Source organism: Sorangium sp. So ce204, assembly GCF_051526795.1.
Lineage (GTDB): Bacteria > Myxococcota_A > Polyangia > Polyangiales > Polyangiaceae > Sorangium > Sorangium cellulosum_B.
Map to the genome: position 1 here is coordinate 2,232,599 of NZ_CP150317.1, position 18,209 is coordinate 2,250,807.

17 protein-coding genes are annotated in these 18,209 nt (G+C 71.5%); 10 read left to right on the forward strand and 7 right to left on the reverse strand.

The genetic code is table 11. From position 1 onward, the window contains the following. Positions 1–325: 325 nt before the first annotated feature. From WMF22_RS08420 to WMF22_RS08430, 3 genes are all read right to left on the reverse strand, one after another. Positions 326–1,312, reverse strand: a complete 987-nt coding sequence (locus WMF22_RS08420) for an NAD(P)-dependent alcohol dehydrogenase (RefSeq protein ID WP_438035416.1) — start codon at positions 1,310–1,312, stop codon at positions 326–328. 204 nt (positions 1,313–1,516) lie between these two features. Beyond that, a complete protein-coding gene (locus tag WMF22_RS08425) occupies positions 1,517–2,500 on the reverse strand; it encodes a helix-turn-helix transcriptional regulator (RefSeq protein WP_438035417.1) in 984 nt (327 codons plus the stop codon). A 251-nt stretch (positions 2,501–2,751) separates the two neighbouring features. Then, the gene (locus tag WMF22_RS08430; RefSeq protein ID WP_438035418.1) at positions 2,752–3,741 is read right to left on the reverse strand and encodes a VOC family protein; all 990 of its coding nucleotides are present in this window, start codon (positions 3,739–3,741) and stop codon (positions 2,752–2,754) included. A 415-nt stretch (positions 3,742–4,156) separates the two neighbouring features. Here WMF22_RS08430 and WMF22_RS08435 point away from each other — a divergent pair, with 415 nt between their 5' ends. Together WMF22_RS08435 and WMF22_RS08440 are read left to right on the forward strand one after the other, a co-directional pair. Then, a complete protein-coding gene (locus WMF22_RS08435) occupies positions 4,157–4,603 on the forward strand; it encodes a YciI family protein (protein ID WP_438035419.1) in 447 nt (148 codons plus the stop codon). Between the two features lie 246 nt (positions 4,604–4,849). After that, positions 4,850–5,293 (forward strand): hypothetical protein, encoded by a 444-nt coding sequence (locus WMF22_RS08440; RefSeq protein ID WP_438035420.1) that lies wholly within the window; start codon positions 4,850–4,852, stop codon positions 5,291–5,293. A gap of 59 nt (positions 5,294–5,352) precedes the next feature. On the opposite strand, the gene WMF22_RS08445 is transcribed toward WMF22_RS08440, so the two are convergent. Continuing rightward, the gene (locus WMF22_RS08445; RefSeq protein WP_437298595.1) at positions 5,353–6,774 is read right to left on the reverse strand and encodes an AAA family ATPase; all 1,422 of its coding nucleotides are present in this window, start codon (positions 6,772–6,774) and stop codon (positions 5,353–5,355) included. 376 nt (positions 6,775–7,150) lie between these two features. Here WMF22_RS08445 and WMF22_RS08450 point away from each other — a divergent pair, with 376 nt between their 5' ends. From WMF22_RS08450 to WMF22_RS08465, 4 genes are all read left to right on the forward strand, one after another. Then, a complete protein-coding gene (locus WMF22_RS08450; protein WP_438035421.1) occupies positions 7,151–7,567 on the forward strand; it encodes a hypothetical protein in 417 nt (138 codons plus the stop codon). A 531-nt stretch (positions 7,568–8,098) separates the two neighbouring features. Beyond that, the gene (locus tag WMF22_RS08455; RefSeq protein ID WP_437298597.1) at positions 8,099–8,986 is read left to right on the forward strand and encodes a Kazal-type serine protease inhibitor family protein; all 888 of its coding nucleotides are present in this window, start codon (positions 8,099–8,101) and stop codon (positions 8,984–8,986) included. A 196-nt stretch (positions 8,987–9,182) separates the two neighbouring features. Continuing rightward, positions 9,183–9,911 (forward strand): 2OG-Fe dioxygenase family protein, encoded by a 729-nt coding sequence (locus WMF22_RS08460; RefSeq protein WP_012234178.1) that lies wholly within the window; start codon positions 9,183–9,185, stop codon positions 9,909–9,911. Between the two features lie 2 nt (positions 9,912–9,913). After that, positions 9,914–11,314 carry a hypothetical protein gene (locus WMF22_RS08465; RefSeq protein WP_438035422.1) on the forward strand — a complete coding sequence of 467 codons (1,401 nt, stop codon included), beginning with the start codon at positions 9,914–9,916 and terminating at the stop codon, positions 11,312–11,314. Between the two features lie 133 nt (positions 11,315–11,447). Here the strand turns inward: WMF22_RS08465 and WMF22_RS08470 are convergent, their stop codons facing one another. From WMF22_RS08470 to WMF22_RS08480, 3 genes are all read right to left on the reverse strand, one after another. After that, on the reverse strand, positions 11,448–12,371 hold the full coding sequence (locus tag WMF22_RS08470) for an SDR family NAD(P)-dependent oxidoreductase (RefSeq protein WP_438035423.1): 924 nt from the start codon (positions 12,369–12,371) through the stop codon (positions 11,448–11,450). 147 nt (positions 12,372–12,518) lie between these two features. After that, a complete protein-coding gene (locus WMF22_RS08475) occupies positions 12,519–12,905 on the reverse strand; it encodes a hypothetical protein (protein WP_437298600.1) in 387 nt (128 codons plus the stop codon). A gap of 171 nt (positions 12,906–13,076) precedes the next feature. After that, a complete protein-coding gene (locus WMF22_RS08480) occupies positions 13,077–14,705 on the reverse strand; it encodes an N-acyl-D-amino-acid deacylase family protein (protein WP_438035424.1) in 1,629 nt (542 codons plus the stop codon). A gap of 404 nt (positions 14,706–15,109) precedes the next feature. Here WMF22_RS08480 and WMF22_RS08485 point away from each other — a divergent pair, with 404 nt between their 5' ends. From WMF22_RS08485 to mtnC, 4 genes are all read left to right on the forward strand, one after another. After that, positions 15,110–16,186 (forward strand): glycosyltransferase family 2 protein, encoded by a 1,077-nt coding sequence (locus WMF22_RS08485; protein WP_438035425.1) that lies wholly within the window; start codon positions 15,110–15,112, stop codon positions 16,184–16,186. Positions 16,187–16,288: 102 nt separating this feature from the next. Beyond that, the gene (locus WMF22_RS08490) at positions 16,289–16,927 is read left to right on the forward strand and encodes a methylthioribulose 1-phosphate dehydratase (RefSeq protein WP_437298603.1); all 639 of its coding nucleotides are present in this window, start codon (positions 16,289–16,291) and stop codon (positions 16,925–16,927) included. Beyond that, positions 16,924–17,466, forward strand: coding sequence for a 1,2-dihydroxy-3-keto-5-methylthiopentene dioxygenase (locus tag WMF22_RS08495; protein ID WP_437298604.1), 543 nt, complete (start codon positions 16,924–16,926; stop codon positions 17,464–17,466). Before WMF22_RS08490 ends, WMF22_RS08495 begins: the two co-directional genes overlap by 4 nt. 2 nt (positions 17,467–17,468) lie before the next feature. After that, a complete protein-coding gene (mtnC, locus tag WMF22_RS08500; protein ID WP_438035426.1) occupies positions 17,469–18,167 on the forward strand; it encodes an acireductone synthase in 699 nt (232 codons plus the stop codon). Positions 18,168–18,209 lie beyond the last annotated feature (42 nt).

An 18,209-nucleotide genomic window follows, 5' to 3' on the forward strand; every position in this document is an offset into this window, starting at 1 on the left:
TGGTTCCTGCGCAGCCCCGGACTCCTCCTGCGCAGCCCCGGACCCCTCCTGAGCGCCCACTTGGGGCCCTGTATTCCTATGGCTCGACGCCGGCGCCTGGTCGTTGGTCCTCGCCTCCGCTACGCAGCCTCGGAGTCCTCCAGCGCGGTGGCGCGTAAGTAAAACAAGCCCGATCGCGGCGCGATCGCGGCGCGACGAGGTGTAGGTAGGGCGTGGCGAACGGCTCTGGCAGGGTCGCGGACATCGGAGGGCGGCGTCCTGGGGGGTCCGGAGTGTCAAGCGACAGTAATTGTCGCTGATCAGGCTGCATCGCCGCTCCCAGGCGTCACGACGGCGGGACGATGGTGGTGGCGGGCGTAACCACCACCTTCCCCCGCGCGCGACGGCTCTCCAGGTAGCGGACCGCCTCCGGTACCCCGCTCAAGGGATAACGCCGATCGAGCACCGGCCTGACCGTGCCCGCTTCGATCAGCTTCGTCAGGGCGATGAGATCGGCGGCGCTCGGACGCGACGCGTGCGCCTTCATCGCCTTCGACCCGGACCATCGCCCGAGGAGCGCGACCCGCAGAAACGCCCCGGTGGTCCCTCCGACGAGCACGTACGTGCCGCCATCGCGGAGCACGCGCCGGTAGTCCGAGACGGATCGGTAAGCCGCCGCGTCCACGATCAGGTCGTACTCGTGCCCGCTCCGGGTGACGTCCGCGCGCGTGTAGTCGACGACGTGATCGGCGCCCAGCGACCGCACCAGATCGAGGTTCCTGGTGCTGCACACCCCTGTCACCTCCGCGTTCAGGGCCTTCGCGATCTGGACAGCGAACGTCCCCACCCCTCCGGAGGCGCCGTTGACGAGCACCCGCTGCCCGGCCCGAGCCCGCCCGCAGTCGCGGAGCGCCTGGAGCGCAGCCAGCGCCGCCAAGGGGACGGCCGCCGCTTCCTCGAAGCTCATGTTCGACGGCTTCGGGGCCAGCGCCTGCTCCGACGTGCAGACGTATTCCGCAAAGCCTCCCCACCCGTGAGCGGACAGATCCCCGAACACCTCGTCGCCCACCCGGAACCGGGTCACGTTCTTTCCCACCGCCTCCACCCGACCGGCGATGTCGGCGCCGGGCACCCGGTGCTTCGGCGCGAAGAGCCCGAAGCCGAGAAACCGAAGGAAGAACGGATCCGCCCGCATCATGTGCCAGTCGGCCGCGTTCACCGACGCGGCCTCGATCCGCACGAGCACACCGTCGTCCCTGAGCGCGGGCATGGGGATCTCCTCGAGCCGCAGGTTGTCCGCCGAACCGTATTCGTACTGAACAATCGCCTTCATCGCATTCTCCCGGGGCGAGCCCCTTCGCCGCCCGCTGCGATGGTGGTTCCGGAGGCCGCGCGCCGCCGCTCCACGCAGGAGCCTTTCAGCTCCCGGCGGGAGGACCGTGCCTCGATCCGGCCCCTGGCAGCGCCTACCCCTCGTGGCGATGCTCCCCGCGCGCCCCCTCGCCGTCCGCGGCAGCGAGCGTCGCCCCCAGGGCGCTCAGCCCACCGTCGACGGGGGCACGCCGAACCGCTTGCGGAACGCGGCCGCGAACTTGCTCGGGTTCTCGTACCCCACCCGCTGCGCCACCTCGGTCACGTTGCACGCCCGCTGGCGCAACAGGCGATGGGCCTCTTCCAGCCGGTGGCTCCGGAGGTACGCGAAGACCGGCGCGCCGAAGAGCGCGCGGAACCCCGCCTTGAGCTTCACCTCGTTCAGCCCGGCGTGCCGGGCGAGCTCCGGGAGCGTCGGCGGGTCCACCATGCGCGCCAGCAGGGCGTGCCGCGCCCGCTCGAGCCGCGCGATGTCGTGCTGCGAGAGGAGCGGCGACGCGGAGCTCTCGCTCTCCTCCAGCTGATCGAGCATGGCCGCCATCAGCTCGAGCCCCTTGGCCTCCAGGTAGAGCTGCCGGGAGAGACCCCTGGCGTCGCAGCCCAGGATCTCGTCGAGCAGCCGGTACAGGGTCGGCGACATGGCGTGCGTCGCGCGCGGGTAACCCCCGGTGTGGGCCACGATCCGCTCGAGGGGCGCAGGCAGGACCTGCGAGCCCAGGAGCGCGCGGAGCCGCCATGCGTCGATGGTGAGGCAGAGGCTGTCCTGATCCTGACCGAGGGTCGACTCGTCCCATTCGCACACGAGCTTCAGCGGCCTCTTCACCTGGCCGATGCGGAATGTCCCGCCCCCGAGGAGAAAGCCGTCTCCCTCGCTGCTCCTCACCCGCATGTGGGGTCCCCGCGACAGGACGAACTCCAGCCCCGTCGGCGCGTGGTCGATGACCATCCCCGACGCCCACGCCCACCGGAACCGGGTGGCGGAGAGGGAGATGCCGGAGCGCAGCGTGGAGGCGCTGATGAGGCCCGTGTTGCCCTGCAGGTCCCAGCGCACCTGGCGCTCGAACGGGGTGGGCGTCTCGATGGGCGCGGCGCCCTGGAGGATCCCCGCCGCGAACGTCTCGAGATCGCGCTCGCTTCCCTCGATCCTCATCGCCTCCATGCGGACGTTTTAGCACGCGCCGCGCCGGGCTGGCTGCCGGCGAGGGACCAGCTCACCCTCGGTCCTCGGTCCTCGGGCGATGCGCTGACACGTCGCGACCGCGTGGGCGCCCGGGCGCTCACGGGGGAGCCTGCCGGTGCTGGATGGCGTGCTCGGCCGCCATCATCTGGCGGATCGCCTTCGGGCGCCGAGGGGGCGATCTGTGCGATCGCGGACGGGCAACCTTCGCTCGCCGGGCGTGCTCAGCCCGCGCTCCGGAAGATGACGGCGGTCCCGAGCGCCGCGCTGGCTGGAACGAAGATGTCCCCGGAGGCCGACTCCCTCAGCGGGAAGCCGTTCTCCTCCAGCAGCTTCCGCGCGGCGCCGACGTCCCGCACCGCGACCGCGTAGGCCACGAAGGCCGGGAGCGCGGGGGCGCGCTCGCCCGGCAAGATCGCCTCCAGATCGGAGTCGGCGACGAGGGTGATCCGGGAGCCTTCGAGATCCAAGACGCGCGTCGGTCCGTCGGCGCGGGCGCTGCTGCCAGTGTACTTCTCGTAGCGGCGCTCGACCTCGGGCAGATCAGCTGCGGCCACGCAGAGCACGGAGTCGACGAGGTCCACCGCGCCGTTCGGATGATCCATGCGCAGCTGCGTCTGCAGCAGCTCCGCCTGCAGGTCCTCCGCCATCGCGATCCTCCCCTCGGGGACGCGGCCTGACCCGGCCTCCTCCGGATCGCCGCTGTCGAGCTCGAGCAGGCGGACCGGCGCCATCCGGAGCCCCTCCGCGGTCTCCACCGGCCGCTGCACGGTGTTGACGCCCCCGTGACGGACGCCCTCCGCGCTGAGGCGGCCGGCGAGGGCGGCGGCGTCGGGCGCGCCGAGCACGAGGATGTGCAGGCCCTGGAAGCGCGCGAGGCACGCGGCGATCCTGGCGACCGTCGCGCGGATGGCCTGCATGATCCGCGGCAGGTGCTCGGGGGGAGCCTGGAGGGGGATGATCTTCGCGCCGGCGGGGATCCGGGCGGAGCCGTCGTCCCTGACGCAGGTCATCAGCTCGACAAAGCTGCGCGGGAAGTCGGCGTGGGTGTTCGCCGCGCCGAACGGCCGGGGAGGCTCGCCCTCCGCGGGCGACAGCGCGGGGTAGGCGGGCGGCGACAGATGAAAGCCGAGGCGCCGGTAGAGCTCGAGCCCCTCCTCCATATCGCTCACCACATGGCCTACGTGGTGCAGGTGATTGATGTCACGACTCATTCCAGATCACCTCCCGTTCAGATCGCCGTGGAAGACGCAGCCGGTGTGCAATGGTTCCATGAACATCTGCGATACATGCTGCCACGAGCCCCCGCCGCGCCGTCGCTGCTTCGTTGTTCCGGGATCTCTCGGCCACGCTGCCCCTCCTCGATCCCACGCCGGCGGAGGGAGACCGCCGGGAGCCCCTGTCGATGTCTGAACCGGAGCATCGACCAGTACACCGTTCCCGGAGGACGGACCAGGTGCTTCCGCCCGTCAGAAAAAACCTCGTGATCACGAAGTGTTAGGTGGTTTTCAAAAAAAGTTCGCCCCGCGTGTCGATCGCGTGGTCGCCCGTTCGTCGTGACGGTGGAGGCGGGGCCGGGCGGTCGACGCCGCCGGGGCGCTCCTCTTCGAACCGGAAGGAAACTCGACGATGCGATTCATGATCACCGCGGCACGGGCGACCGACGACGCGAAGCACGACGCACAGGCAGCGGAGGATGCGCCCCCGGACGAGGCGCTGTTCGCCGCGTACATGAAATACAACGAAGACATGCAGAAGGCCGGCGTGCTGATCGCGTCCGAGGGCCTCAATCCCGCCGGGGCGCGCGCGCGCGTCGGGATTTCGGGGGGGAAGCGCGTCCTGCTCGACGGGCCCTTCGCCGAGTCGAAGGAGCTCGTCGGCGGCTTCTACCTGATCGAGGTGGGCTCGAAGGAAGAGGCGATCGCCTGGGCGCTGCGCTGCCCCGTCGGGCTCGGGAGCGCCGAGGTGCTCACGATCCACCAGATGACGGAGCTCTCGGACATCCCGCCGCGGTTCAGGGAGATCCTTGCCGAGGTGGCGCCGACGTGGAGCGTGTCCTTCTCGAGGGCGCAGTAGGCCGGGCGGCGGTCTGGGCCGATGGGCGTTCGATTTTTCTCCCCCGCGTTTTTTTCAGCGATGAGTTTCCTCGGGCAGCGGGGTCTATGGGGTACAGCCGGTCGGGATCATGACGCCGGCTGTCGCCGGGGACGGCGGCGGCGCTCGGGGCATGCGGCCTTCGTCGCCGCCGCGACCGGGAAGAGCGGTTCGAGCCGCCGGATGAGACGCTGCGCGAGCTGTCACGAAGGGAGAAGGAATATGGTCATGAAGCGCGTCTTGATCGCGATGAGCCTGTTCGTCGCTGCATGTGGGGGTGAGGAGGACGACGCGCCCGTCGCGTGGGAGGACATGAGCTTCGATCAGCGCTTCGCGTTCATGGAGGATGTCGTCCTGCCGGAGATGAAGGAGACCTTCGTCGCGTTCGACGCGAAGTTCGAGGGAATGACGTGCGTGACCTGTCACGGCAGCGGCGCGGCCGACGGGACCTTCGCGATGCCGAGCCCCGACCTCCCCCCGCTCCCCGCCACCGAGGAGGCGTTCGCCGAGTACGTGAAGGATCCGGAGATCGAGCGGTGGGGCACATGGATGTTCGAGACGGTCATGCCTCGGATGGCCGATGTGCTGCAGATCGCCGCGTACGACCCGATGACCAACACCGGCGACTTCTCGTGCAATGGCTGCCACACGCTCGAGGGCGTCGAGCAGTGAAACCGCCGGGCACGCCGCCGGCGGAGATGCAAACGTAGCGGATGGGTGGGTCTCGGTGATCACGTGGGGCGGTGAGCGTGAGCGCCGAGGAGGCTCCGGGTGAGCGGCCCCCCGTCGACGAGCAGCTCGTGCAGCGCCTCCTTGAGGTGCTCCTCGTCGACCGCCGTGCCGCGCCCCGCGTCGGCCGCGAACAGCGCCGCCCGCCTCAGGAGCTCGCGGATGAACGCTGCGCTCACCCCCTCGGTCCGCGCGATGAGCGGCGCGAGGTCGTCGCCCTCGAGCGAGAGGCCGCGCCCGTAGAGCGCGAGCAGCTGCCGCCGGCAGTCGGCGTCCGGCAGCGGGATCTCCACGGCGAGATCGATCCGCCCTGGCCGCGCCGCCAGCGCCGGCTCCAGCGCCTGCGGGCGGTTGGTGGTCAAGACGAAGATCACGTCGGTGTCCTCCGCGAGGCCGTCCATCTGGTTCAGGAGATCGAAGAGCAGCGGTGAGCGGCAGCTCGTGTCCGCGCTCTCGCGGTCTTGAGCGATGATATCGACGTCCTCGAGCACCACGAGCGAGGGCTGGAGCGACCGCGCCATCGCGCAGGCCTCCTTGAGGAGCTTCACCCCGAGCCCGGTGACGAGCAGGGTGGTGCGCTCCCGCATCTGGCCCGCCAGGTACATCGCGGTCAGGGTCTTGCCGGTGCCCGGGGGCCCGTAGAGGAGCAGCCCGCGCTTCAGGTGTCGCCCCGAGCTGAGCAGGATCTCTCTGTGCCGGGAGAAGCCGATGGTCGACCGCTCGAGCCGGGCGAGCAGCGCCGCGGGCAGGATGAGCGCGTCGCGCTCGATCCGCGGGAGGCTCTGGAGCTCGATCTTGGTCGCGGCCGAGAAGCCGTCCGTTGTCTCGCTCAGGGTGACGACGCGGCTGCGGTAGACGTTGAGCCGGCGCATCAGGACGCGGAGCTCGGCGAGGAGGCGCTGGGCGCGCTCGTTGTCCCCCGCCATCAGCTCGACGGCGAGCTGGCTGCGCCGGAACCCGGCGTCGCTGGGGCCGCGCACCAGGAGCGCGAAGCGGTCGCCCCCGCGGGCGAAGAGATAGAGGCCGCCGACGACGCAGGCGATGAGGCGCTCCGCGTCGAGGTGGACGTTGCGGTACTGCACGGGCCCCTGCGAGGGCGGCGGTCCGCCGATCCCGGGCATCGCCGGGGGCGGCGAGAGGAGATCGGGAAGGCTCACCCCCCGGAACATGTCGCCGCCGGAGACGCCGAGCAGCTCGGAGGTGAACCCGCCGTCGCGGAGGTGGGTATCGATCGCGAGCTGGAAGTTCGGGTGGTCCGAGGCCGGGAACTCCTCGGCGACAACGGGGAGGGTGCGGGGGTCGGCGCCGAAGTGCCCGCGGAGGCGGCCGAGGAAGAACGGCTCCTGCGCGGCCTGGGCCGCCGCCATCGCGCCCATCAGATCGGTGAGGGAAGGCGTGGGGGTCTGGGGCTTTTCGTTATCCATGGTCTTGTCGCCAGCGTGGGGTGGACGATCTCACACGAAGGAGTGAGCTCGATGTTCCGTTCCTCGAACGCCGCCGTTTCAGAACGCCCCTGGCACCGTTCCGGCCATCTTCGCATACTCCGGACGTAATCCTCGGCGTCGCGGCGTCGCGGCGACGGGGCGGCGTCCCTCCTTATGGCGACGCGCGCGCCGCCCACCGCCTTGGCGTCCCGCAGCGTTGCTCTCTCGCACGCTCGATCTCCTGTACCCTGCGGGCATGCGACCTTGGGTCCAGGGGCTCGCCTCCGCCCGCGCGCTCTCCTGTTCCAGCGGCACCTCGACCGAACACGCTGCTCCACCTCCCACCGCCGCTTCCACCCCTGGCACCAGCCCGACCATGACATCGAGCACATCTACCTTCGTCGATCTCGTTCTGACCCTTCCCACCGGGCTCACCCTCCAGGCGGATACCCGCGAGGAGGTCTCCTCCCTCATCCCGGGGAGCCCCGCCGTGGAGCACTTCCGGAGCTACCAGGACGCCTCCGGACAGGGCCTCTATTTCTTTGCCTGGGAAGGTGCACCCACGCGCGACCGAGGCCCCATGAAAGCCGTGGAGACCTGGAAGGTCCAGGTGGGCTCCGCCGATGCCACCGTCAGCCGCACCAGCCACTTCTTCGGCCATGAAAGGGAGGTCCTCGTCGCCCACGTCGAGGGGCCTCCTCCCGCGCGCCGCAGGTACATGATCTACACCACCCGCCTCGACCGCGCCGTGTTCGATGCCCTGCTCGCGGCCATCCGTTTCTCCCCCAGGTGATCGGCGATGCCGCTCCCGGCCCGCGGCGCGGCGCCGGCCAGGGCGCCGCGGTAGCCGGCGCGCCGGCGAGCGAGCGCCCGCGCGGCCATGGTGTCGTCAGGCGGCGTCGGGCGTGGCGCTGCAACTGCTGAGGAGCGCGGTGAGGGCGGCGGGGCGAAGGCGGCGGTGCATCCGCGCTCCCTACCAAGAACCGCGGGCCGGAGTCCCCTGCGGGGCGCTGTCGCGCAAGTTGCGCAAGCTCTACCCCATTTGAGCAAGCCCCTGCCCGATCCGGACCGCCCGGGGACCGCGGAAAGGCGTGAACCCCGCAAAAGCCGCGTGGCCCGACTCCTGCCAAGGGAACCACGCCTCCGCAACACGGCGACCGACCCCCGATGGCGCGTCGCCGAGGCGTCCTCGACACGGCGATCGCCGCGTCGAGCAACGCGTCGATCCTTCGCTTCGACGCTGCGGATGTCGCCGCCGCGGAGGGAGATGCTCGTGCATTGCAACCGCCTCGCCGGGAACGGCGCGGCCCCATGGAGAGACATCATGAACGTTCAGCGTCGTATCAACACTCATCGATTCGCCTCCGCGCTCTGGCTCGCGCTCTCGATGGCGCCGTTCGCCGCGGGCTGTCAGGTGGAGGTGGCCGACGAGGCCGTCGAGCCGATCGCCTCCGAGGCGCAGGAGGCGAGGGCAGGCGGCACCATCTCGGTGGCCCTCTGCGGCGGCCTGCTCGGCCTCACCTGCAAGCCCGGCTTCTTCTGTGATTACGAGATCGATGCCATGTGTGGCGCGGGCGATCAGTGGGGCGCCTGCACGCCCATCCCGAAGATGTGCACGAAGGAGTACGACCCTGTCTGCGGCTGCGACGGCAAGACGTACGGCAACGAGTGCGCGGCGAACGCGGCGGGCGTGTCGGTGGCGTCGCTCGGCGCGTGCGGGGCTCCCGAGGAGCAGGCGTGCGGCGGCATCGCCGGCCTCGCGTGCGAGCGCGGGTTCTTCTGCGACTACGGCCCGGAGGCCCAGTGCGGCGCGGGCGATCAGACGGGCACCTGCGAGCGCATCCCGGAGGCGTGCCTGGACGTGTACGACCCGGTCTGCGGCTGCGACGGGAAGACGTATGGCAACGCCTGTTACGCGAACGCGGCGGGCGTGTCGGTTGCGTCGTCCGGCGAGTGCGGGGATGTCGGGGAGCAGGCGTGCGGCGGCATCGCCGGCCTCGCGTGCGAGCGCGGGTTCTTCTGCGACTACAGCCCGGAGGCCCAGTGCGGCGCGGGCGATCAGATGGGCACGTGCGAGCCCACCCCGCAGGCCTGCCTCCATGTGTACAACCCGGTCTGCGGCTGCGACGGGCGGACGTACAGCAACGCCTGCACCGCGAACGCGGCGGGGGTGTCGGTGGCGTCGCGCGGCGCCTGCGACGCGCGCCTGTGAAGCGCGGCGCCTGCGACGCGCGCCTGTGAAGCGCGGCGCCTGCGACGCGCGGCTCTGGATCGTCACTCCGCGCTCGGCTGCCCGCGTGGCTGAAGGAGGGTGGCGGGTCCATCAGCGGCCCGCGCGACCGCCGAAGCCCGCGCTGCGCAGGTGCAGCGCGGGCAGCGCGGCCGGCTGCCTGGTAAACTCGCAGGCGATGGAGCTCACGCCCGCCTTCACCTATCCCGCGCAGGTGCCCGTGCTGCTGCGCCAGCAGGGCTATGCGGTGCTCAGCCCGCAGGGCGTCGCCGAGCTCACGGGCTGCGACCTGGGCGAGCTGCATGCGCTGCGGCCCTCCTGGGACGACCTGCCGCCGGACCGCTACCTCAAGGACGGCGGGCGCTACCGCAGCCGGCGGCACTCGTGCTTCGTGGTCGAAGGCGGCGCGGTGCGCCAGGCGCCGCGTCGCGCGCACTGGCAGCCCGTCGAATACAACGCGCTGCACGGCGGCATGCAGCGGTGGTTCGAGCCGATGCAGCCGCAGGTGGTGGATCCGCCCGCCTGGGCGCGCCTGCTGCGTGCGCTCGGGCAGGTCGCTTCCGGCCGCAAGGGCGAGCAGCCCTGGTTCGTCGAGGCGCACCAGTTCCGCATCGATACGCAAGGGGGGATCGGCCGCCCCACGCCGGAAGGCGCGCACCGCGACGGCGTGGATCTCGTGGCGGTGTTCCTCGTCGGGCGTGAGGGCATCAAGGGTGGCGAGACGCGTGTCTTCCAGGCGGACGGGCCCGCAGGCCAGCGATTCACGCTCACCGAGCCGTGGAGCCTGCTGTTGCTGGACGATGAGCGCGTGATCCACGAGACGACGCCCATCCAGCCCGCCGGCGAGCTCGGCCATCGCGACACGCTGGTGCTGACGTACCGCGCGGGCGGCTTCCAGGGCGCCTGATCATGCCCTCCCGACGCACCTGCGCTGCCGTCCTCGCCTCGCTCGCCGCGGCCCGCTGCGCCCCCGCCCCGACGCTCGCCCCGGCTCCGGCTCCGGCGGCCGCGAGCGGACCTCCTCCCGCCGCCCCTCGCCGCCCTCCGCCCGAGGCGACCACCGCCAACGCCGGCGCGGCGCGCTGCCAGCTCCGCGGCCCCTCCGATCTTGGCGCCCTGGCCGCAGGAGGCGCCTTCGCCCTGGGCTTCGGCGACCGCGGCGGGCTCGCGGTGTGGGCCGGCCCTGGAGGCGCACGCGCGAGGCCGCTCACGGCATTCGCGGAGCCGGTGGGCGCCGAGGTCGCGCTCGCCTTGCCGAAGGACGCGGCGCCGCGGGAGGTGGTGCCCGTCGCCGGCGGCTTCGTCGTGCTCGCCCAGCGCCTCGCCGTGCGCCCGCTCGCCTGCGCGTCGCGCTGCGTCGACGCGACCTGCTCCTCGTGGCCGGCGGGCACGCCGCAACCGCACGTCTGTTCCCGGCCCTGCTGGCGCCCGTGCCCCGGGCTCGAGCCGGCTGGCCTCGTCGCCCAGCGCACCGACTCCGCAGGATGTGCTCTCGGCGCGTGGGTGCCTCTCCAGGGCGGCCCCTTCGACATCGAAGCCGTGATCCCCGGGACGGACCGCGCCTTCGCGCTCGTCACGGGCAAGGACTTCATCTCGATCCACGTGCCGGCCGCACGCGCGCCGGCCGTGCGCTCGTGCGCCGCACGCGCGCCGGCCAGCGACGCGCTCGAGGTGACAAGGAGCGAGCTGCCGGCCGCCGACTACGCGCTTCCCGTGCGAGGCTCCGGCCCGCCGACCCTCCTGCTCCTCGACGAGGGCGGCGCGCTGCGCGTCGTCGGCCCCGGCGGCGTGCGCTCGGTACGAGGCAACTTCACCGACGCGCTCTCCGGGCGGCTCCTCGACGCCCGCCTCCAGGCCCGCTGGGGGCCCGACGGCAGGATCCACGTCGCGCGGCAGGTCTGGCTGATCTCCATGGAGACCGTCCAGTACGCCGTCCTCGACGCCATCGACGCTCCCGGCGCGGCCAGCGCCGGCGGCGCCCTCGACCACCTCGCGCTGCGCCTCGACGGCGCCGCCGAGCGCGGCGCGCTCCGGACGCCCTTCGCCGAGTACGTCGAGCCACACGGCGAGCGCGGGCGCTTCCGGCGGCGAACGTGGCTCCATCGCACCGTCGGCGAGGACATCTACCTGCGCGCGGCCGATCCGGACGCCAGCGACGCGCACGCGCAGGTCGCCTGGTCCGGCGAGGCCTTTGCGATCACCTACGCCGTTCCGCGTGGAGGCGTCGCGGCGCTCCGGGCCGTTGCCGCCGACTGCTCCGGCGCCAGCGCAGGCGGCAATACCGCGGAGACGCAGGCTACGCAGGACTGACGTACTGACACTCTCACAAGAACCGTCTCAGGGGGGCCAGCTCACGATCTGCGCGAGCATGCGCTCCTCGGGAACGACGTCGCGGCGAGGTGCCGGCAGCGCGCCTGGATCTTCCGAGGCGCGCTGCCCCGGGTCACACCGCGGTGTAGCCGCCGTCCACGGTCAGCTGCGTGCCGGTCATGTACGACGACCAGTCGGACAGCAGGAAGACCGCCGGTCGAGCGATCTCGTCTGCGTGCGCGTACCGCTTCATCAGCGTGGCCGCGCCGAAGGCGTCGAGCACCTGCTCGCCGCTTTGCATATGACCCCAGATCTCGGTCTCCACCGGGCCGGGCAGGATGGCGTTGACGCGAATCTTGTCCGCCGCGTAGTCGATGGCCGCAGACTTGGTGAGGCCGAGGATCGCGTGCTTGGTCGCGGCATAGACGCCGAACCCGGGCGCAGAGACCGTGGAGGCAATCGAGCCGCAGTTGACGATCGAGCCGCCGCCGCCCTTCTTCATGACGGGCACTTGATACCTCATGCACAGATAGACGCTGTGCAGGTTGACCTGCATGAGAGCGAGGTAATCGGCGACCGGCACGTCCGCGAGCGGCCCGAGCGCGGTGGCGATACCGGCGTTGTTGAAGACGCTGTCCAGCCGCCCATGGGCCTCCACGGTGCGCTCGATCAGAGCCTGGATGTCCGCCTCGACGGTGACGTCGGTGCGGACGAACAGCGCGCTTCCACCCTCCACCTTGATGCGGGCCACGAGCGCGTCGCCCATCTCCTGGCGTCGCGCGGCCAGCACCACCTTGGCGCCGGCCCGCGCCGCCGCGATCGCTGTCGCGGCCCCGATCCCCGATGTGGCCCCGGTGATCAAAACGACTTTATTTCTGAGCATGGTAATCTCAACTCCGTGTAATAAGGATTGTAATGGATCGAGAGACTGGCTGTCTTCAGCTGACGGGACGACGGCGGAGAGGAGCGGCCCGAGGGACCGCCGGTGCTCGTCGCGACGCCGCGGGCTCGCCTTGACGAGCTCGAGGCCGTCGAAGCGTTCGCGCTGGCGTGCCACCGAGGATAGCCCGCGCCAAGCCATTCCGGCCTGACAAGAATTTTTCGTTGACGACCGGCAGTTGGCATAGCGTACAAGAAGTACGATCGACTGATCCGCGTTTGAACGAAACCGCGCTTCGCGCGATAGCAGTCAAGCCGCGAGCTCTTACTTGAGCCCAGGTTGAGATTCGTGCAGCAGCGTTCCGAGCGCATCTTCTGGAACGATGAAGTCGCTGCCGGACTCTGACGGTTTCCACCCTCGCTGCAATGTATACTCGATGACCCGTCGTACGAGAGCCGATGAGACGACGGCTTCTTGATGAGGGGTGAGCAGGGAGACGACGCCGTTTCCGCAAGGAACGGTCACCTCAGCGTGGTGGATGGGCGTGCGATAGACCGGCACCCACGCGAGCAGCTTCTGACCACGACCGCCTTCATGCTGAACGACGAGGGTGAGCCTGCGGGCCCTGAGGACATCGTCCCATGCGGAGGCGTTCTCAATCCAACGCTCCGGCTCGGTAACGAGCCATCGGTAGCGCTCGTCGTCGATCACAATTGTCCGGGCTCGGCGAGGAAGACCCATGCCTGCGAAGTCTACTCGAACAGGCTGCGTCGCGCCCGAGGCTTGAAACAGCGGCGTCCTCCCTGGACGGTCGAGCCGCCAAACACAAACCGCGCGTCCGCTGGCGCGGACTGGATCTGACGAAGGGGTTGGCCGCCCCGCCTACCTGCGCAGGAGGCGCCCCTGCCGGGTCTTGCTCGTCAGCGCGCCGTCCTGCGCCACCACCTCGCCGGTGATCAGGACGGCGCGGATCCCCGACGGCGGCGCGTCGGCCCGCCGCGGCGTCGTGTTGTCCGCCACCGTGGCCGGATCGAAGACGACGAGATCCGCCCAGTGCCCGGGCAAGATGCGCCCCACGTCGCGGAGCCCGATCCGCTCGGCGGGCAGCGAGGTCATCCGGCGCACGGCCTCCTCGAGCCGGAACAGGCCGACGTCGCGGCTGTAGTGGCCGAGCACCCGCGGGAACGCGCCGAACGACGCCGGGTTGTGCTGGCCGCGCCGGGTGAGGATCGCGTCGGTCTCGAACGCGCAGAGCGGGTGCGAGAGCACGGCCCGGAGCGGCTCGTCGTGCGCGTCGACGCCCGAGTACGTGTTCAGGAGGACGCGCGCCTTGCCGTCGCTCACGCGGGCGACGTGCACGTAGGCGTCGAACCCGCTCCCGCCGAGGCTCCCCGCGATCGCCTCGAAATCGAGCCCCTCCAGCGCCGCGAGCTCCGGCGCTCCGCCCCAGAGCAGCCGGATGTCGGCGTACGAGAGCCCGAGGAGCCGCCGGAACATCGCGAACTCCCGCCGGAGCCGGCGGAGGACGGCCGGGTCGTCGATGCGGGCGCGGAAGTCGTCGAGCACCCAGGCGGGGAAGAGGGCGTTCACCGTGGTGTTGCCGACCGTGTAGGGGAACGCGTCGAAGGCGGCGTCGATCCCTCTGTCCACGGCCCGCTCGATCGCGCGGAGCACCCAGGGCACCGTGGGCCACGTCCGCCGGCCGATGAAGATCTGGTGCGAGAGCTGGATCTTCGCGCCGCTCTCCTCGGCCAGGCCGAGCAGCTCGCGGACGGAGCGGAGGTTGTGCGGCGGGCCGAGGAGCAGCGGCCTGTAGAACGGCGATATCCACGTGTAGGCCCGGCCGTGGACCGTGAACACGCCCCCTTCGTCCGCCACCGCCCGGAGCAGCGTCAGGAACTCGCGCCTCCGCGCGAAGACCCCGGGCGTGTAGGCCAGCCCGGCGGACAGCCCGAACGCGCCCTCGCGGAGCGACGCGCGCGCGAGCGCGCAGAGCGCGTCCATCTGCTCCTGGCTCGGGGGAGCGGCGCTGTTGCCCATGACCGCCTGGCGGAGCGTGCCGTGGCCGACAAGGAGCGCCGCATTGACGAGCAGCCCGCCGGCCTCGAGCGCCGCCAGCAGCTCGCCCATCGAGCGCCACCGGTAGGCGAGCGCTCCGTCCTTCAGGATCTCCGCGGAGTGCTCCACCAGCGGAATCGACGCCTCGGTGACCGGGGCAGGGGAATGACCGCAATTGCCCGCGACAACGGTCGTGATGCCCTGGGCGACCATCGGCGCGAGGACGTCCTCGTGGTCGGGCAGCGCGAGCAGCCAGTCGACGTGCGAGTGGATATCGATGAAGCCGGGCGCGACGGCGAGCCCGCTGGCGTCGAGCGCTCGCCCTCCCGCGAGCGCGCCTGGCCCGGCGATCGCGGCGACCTTGCCCTTCCGGATCCCCAGGTCCGCCACGTAGCGAGGCTGGCCGCTGCCATCGAGGATCGTTCCCCGCGAGATCACGAGATCGAAGTCCATCGGCACGCCTCCTCGAGGAGCTCGCTCGCCGGCCACGCGGGACCGTGGGAAGCCCACCGGACCGGGGCATGGCCGTGGAGCGGAGCATGAGCTCCGCGCGGGCCGCGCGCCCCCCGATCCGGGCTCCATGGCGCTCGCGCCCCGGCGGCCGCGCCCTTCGGGCCGCTGCCCTGCCAGCATGAGGTCGAGCGCTCGTACCTTCGCGCTCGCGCCGCGCGCCCCTCGCATGAGCCCGCCGGTGTGCAGCCCGAGCCCAGCGGCCTGCCCCGGCCGGGTCCAGGCCGCGTCGCGCAGTGCAGTTCGATCCGGGCGACCCCGCGAGATCGCCTGGCCCCGCGATTGTATCCGCGGCTGTCGCAGTCCTGCTGCGGGTCGACTCGACCCGCGAGAGACAGGGGGAGTCCATGGATCGAACAGCGAGCGCGCCTCGAGGCGGGCGTCTCTCTCTGCGCCCGCTCGCCGAGCGGCCGCGGTGCAGCATCGTCATTCCCTGTTACAACGAGGAGCGCTACATCGAGGACGTCCTCCGCTGCGCCCTCGAGCAGCGTTATCCTCCAGAGCTCCTCGAGATCTTCGTTGTCGACGGCGGCTCGACCGACGGCACACGGGAGCTCGTCGGCCGCGTCGCGGCGGAGGATCCACGGGTGACGCTCCTCCACAACCCCGACCGGATCCAGGCCGCCGCGATGAACATCGGCATTCGCCGGGCGCGAGGTGAGGTGATCGTCCGGATGGACGCCCACGCCGACTACGCCGGCGACTACGTGGCTGCGTCGGTCGCGGCGCTCCGGAGGACGGGCGCCCTCAACGCGGGCGGCGCGGCGCGGCCGCGCCACCGGAACGGCTTTCAGCGGGCGCTCTGCGCCGCGCTCTCGAGCCCCCTCGGCGTGGGCGGCTCGGCGTACAGGGACCCGTCGCGCGAGGGGTTCGTCGAGTCGGTGTTCAACGGGGCTTTCCGGCGCGAGGCGTTCGAGATCGCCGGCCTCTACGACCCGGCCGCCATCACCAACGAGGACGCCGAGCTGAACCAGCGCATCATCGAGGCCGGCGGCGCGGTCTACCTGTCCCGGGAGATCGTCGCCTATTACTACCCACGGTCGTCGTTCGCCGCGCTCTTTCGGCAGTATTTCGCGTATGGCAAGGGGCGCGCGCGCACGCTGCTGTGCCGCCGCAGGTTCCTGTCGCTCCGGCCGGCGCTGCCGTTCTTCATGGTGACGGCCGGAGCGCTGCTCGCGCTCGCGTCGGCGCTCGCGCCGGCGGTCCGCCCGGCGCTGGCGCTCGCGTTGCTCGCCTATGCCACGCTCGTGATCGCGGAGTCGCTCCGGCTCGCGCGGCGCGCCTCCCCGCGCGATTTCCCCCTGCTCTGCGCCATCTTCCCCGCGGTGCACGCCGCGCACGGGCTCGGGTTCTGGGCCGGCCTGCTCCGCGGCGCGCGGGACGGCGCTGGCCGGCGCGAGGCCGAGCGCCTTCCGGCGCCGTGAGCGCGAGCAGCGCGGGTGATCCCCGGGTTCAGCGGCCCGGACGCGGCTCGAGCGGCGGCGCGGCGCGTTGATCGCCCGCGTTCGCTTTGGTATGTTTGCGCCGTGAGCGTACGCGGGACGTCGTTTGCATCGTTCTCCTCGGTCGCGGCCGAGCTCATCGAGCTGTCCCGCTTCTGCCATGAGCGCGGCTGGACGCCGGCAACGAGCGGCAATTTCTCCGCCCGGCTCGGCGACGGCTCCCTGGCGATCACGGCGTCCGGGCGGCCCAAGGGCGCGCTCGGCGTGTCGGACATCGTCGTCGTCAACGCGGACGGCCGCCTGACCGGGCCCTCGCCGGCCCGCCCGTCGGCCGAGACGGCGCTGCACTGCCAGCTCTACCGGCACTCCAGCGAGATCGGCGCCGTCGCGCACACCCACTCGCGGGCGGCGACGGTGCTGTCGCGCCGGTGCGCGCAGGAGGGATACGTGACCCTCTCGGGCTACGAGGTGGCGAAGGCGCTCTCCGGGATGACGACGCACTCCGCCACGGTGCTGCTCCCGGTCTTCGTCAACACGCAGGACATCCGGAGGCTGGCGGAGGACGTCGATGCGTTCATGTCGGCGCATCCGCCCGTGTACGGCTACCTCATCGCAGGTCACGGCCTGTACACGTGGGGATCGGACATCGCGAGCACCATCCGCCACATCGAGGCCATCGAGTTCATGCTGGACTGCGCGCTGCTGGAAGGGGGGCTATCATGAGTCGATTGCGGGTTTACCGGGAGAGCGACCCGACGAGGGCCGACGAATACACGACGCTCGAGGACATCGCCCGCGTCGCCGCCGAGGCGCAGATCCGCTTCGAGCGCTGGTCCGCCGAGCGCCCGCTGCCGCCGGGCACGGCGCAGGAGCGGGTGCTCGAGGCGTACGCGGGGCCGGTGAAGCAGCTCTCCGAGGCGTGCGGGTTCGTGACGGCGGACGTCGTGTCGGTGTCGCCGGGCACCCCCAACCACGCCGAGCTCAGGCGGAAGTTTTTGGACGAGCACATCCACACCGAGGACGAGGCGCGCTTCTTCGTCGAGGGGCGAGGGCTGTTCTGCATCCATCACGGCGAGCGCGTGCTCTCGTTCCTCGTCGAGAAGGGGGATCTCATCAGCGTGCCGGCCGGGACGCGGCACTGGTTCGACATGGGGCCGGAGCCCTCGTTCACCTGCATCCGGTGGTTCTCCGACCCGAAGGGGTGGGTCGCCGAGCACACCGGGTCGGACATCGCGTCGCGCTTCCCGCGGCTCGAGGCGTGAGCGTGGCGCCGCTCCCTGCGCGCGCGGTGCTCGTCGACATCGAGGGGACGACGACCGACGTGCGCTTCGTGCACGACACGCTGTTCTCCGTGGCGCGCCGGGATCTGGCCGCGTACGTCTCGGCGCACGCCGGGAGCCCGGAGGTCGAGGCCGCCCGGCGCGCGGTCGCGCGCGAGCGGGGCGAGCGCGAGCAGGCGGTGAGCGACGGCGAGCTCGCGGCGGCGCTGCTCGCGTGGATCGACAAGGATCGCAAGGAGACGACGCTGAAGGCGCTCCAGGGCAAGATCTGGCGCAGCGCCTACGAGTCGGGGGGGCTCCGGAGCCACGTGTATGCGGACGTGGAGCCGGCGCTGCGGAGATGGCGAGACCTCGGGGTGACGCTCGCCGTGTTCAGCTCCGGGTCCGTCGAGGCGCAGCAGCTCCTCTTCCGGCACACGACGGCCGGCGATCTCACCGGCCTGTTCACGGCGTTCTTCGACACGACGACCGGGCCGAAGCGAGAGGCGGGCGCTTACCAGCGGATCGCGGAGGCGCTCGGGCTGCAGCCGGGAGAGGTGCTGTTCCTGTCCGACATCGTGGCCGAGCTCGACGCCGCGGCGGCCGCCGGCATGCGCACGGTGCAGCTGCTCCGGCCGGGGACGGCGCGGGACGCGGAGAGCCGCCACGCCGTCGCGGAGCGCTTCGACGACATCGCGCCGTAGCTCGCCCGGCGGCGGCTCGTTCCGCTTGGCGCGTGAGTGACC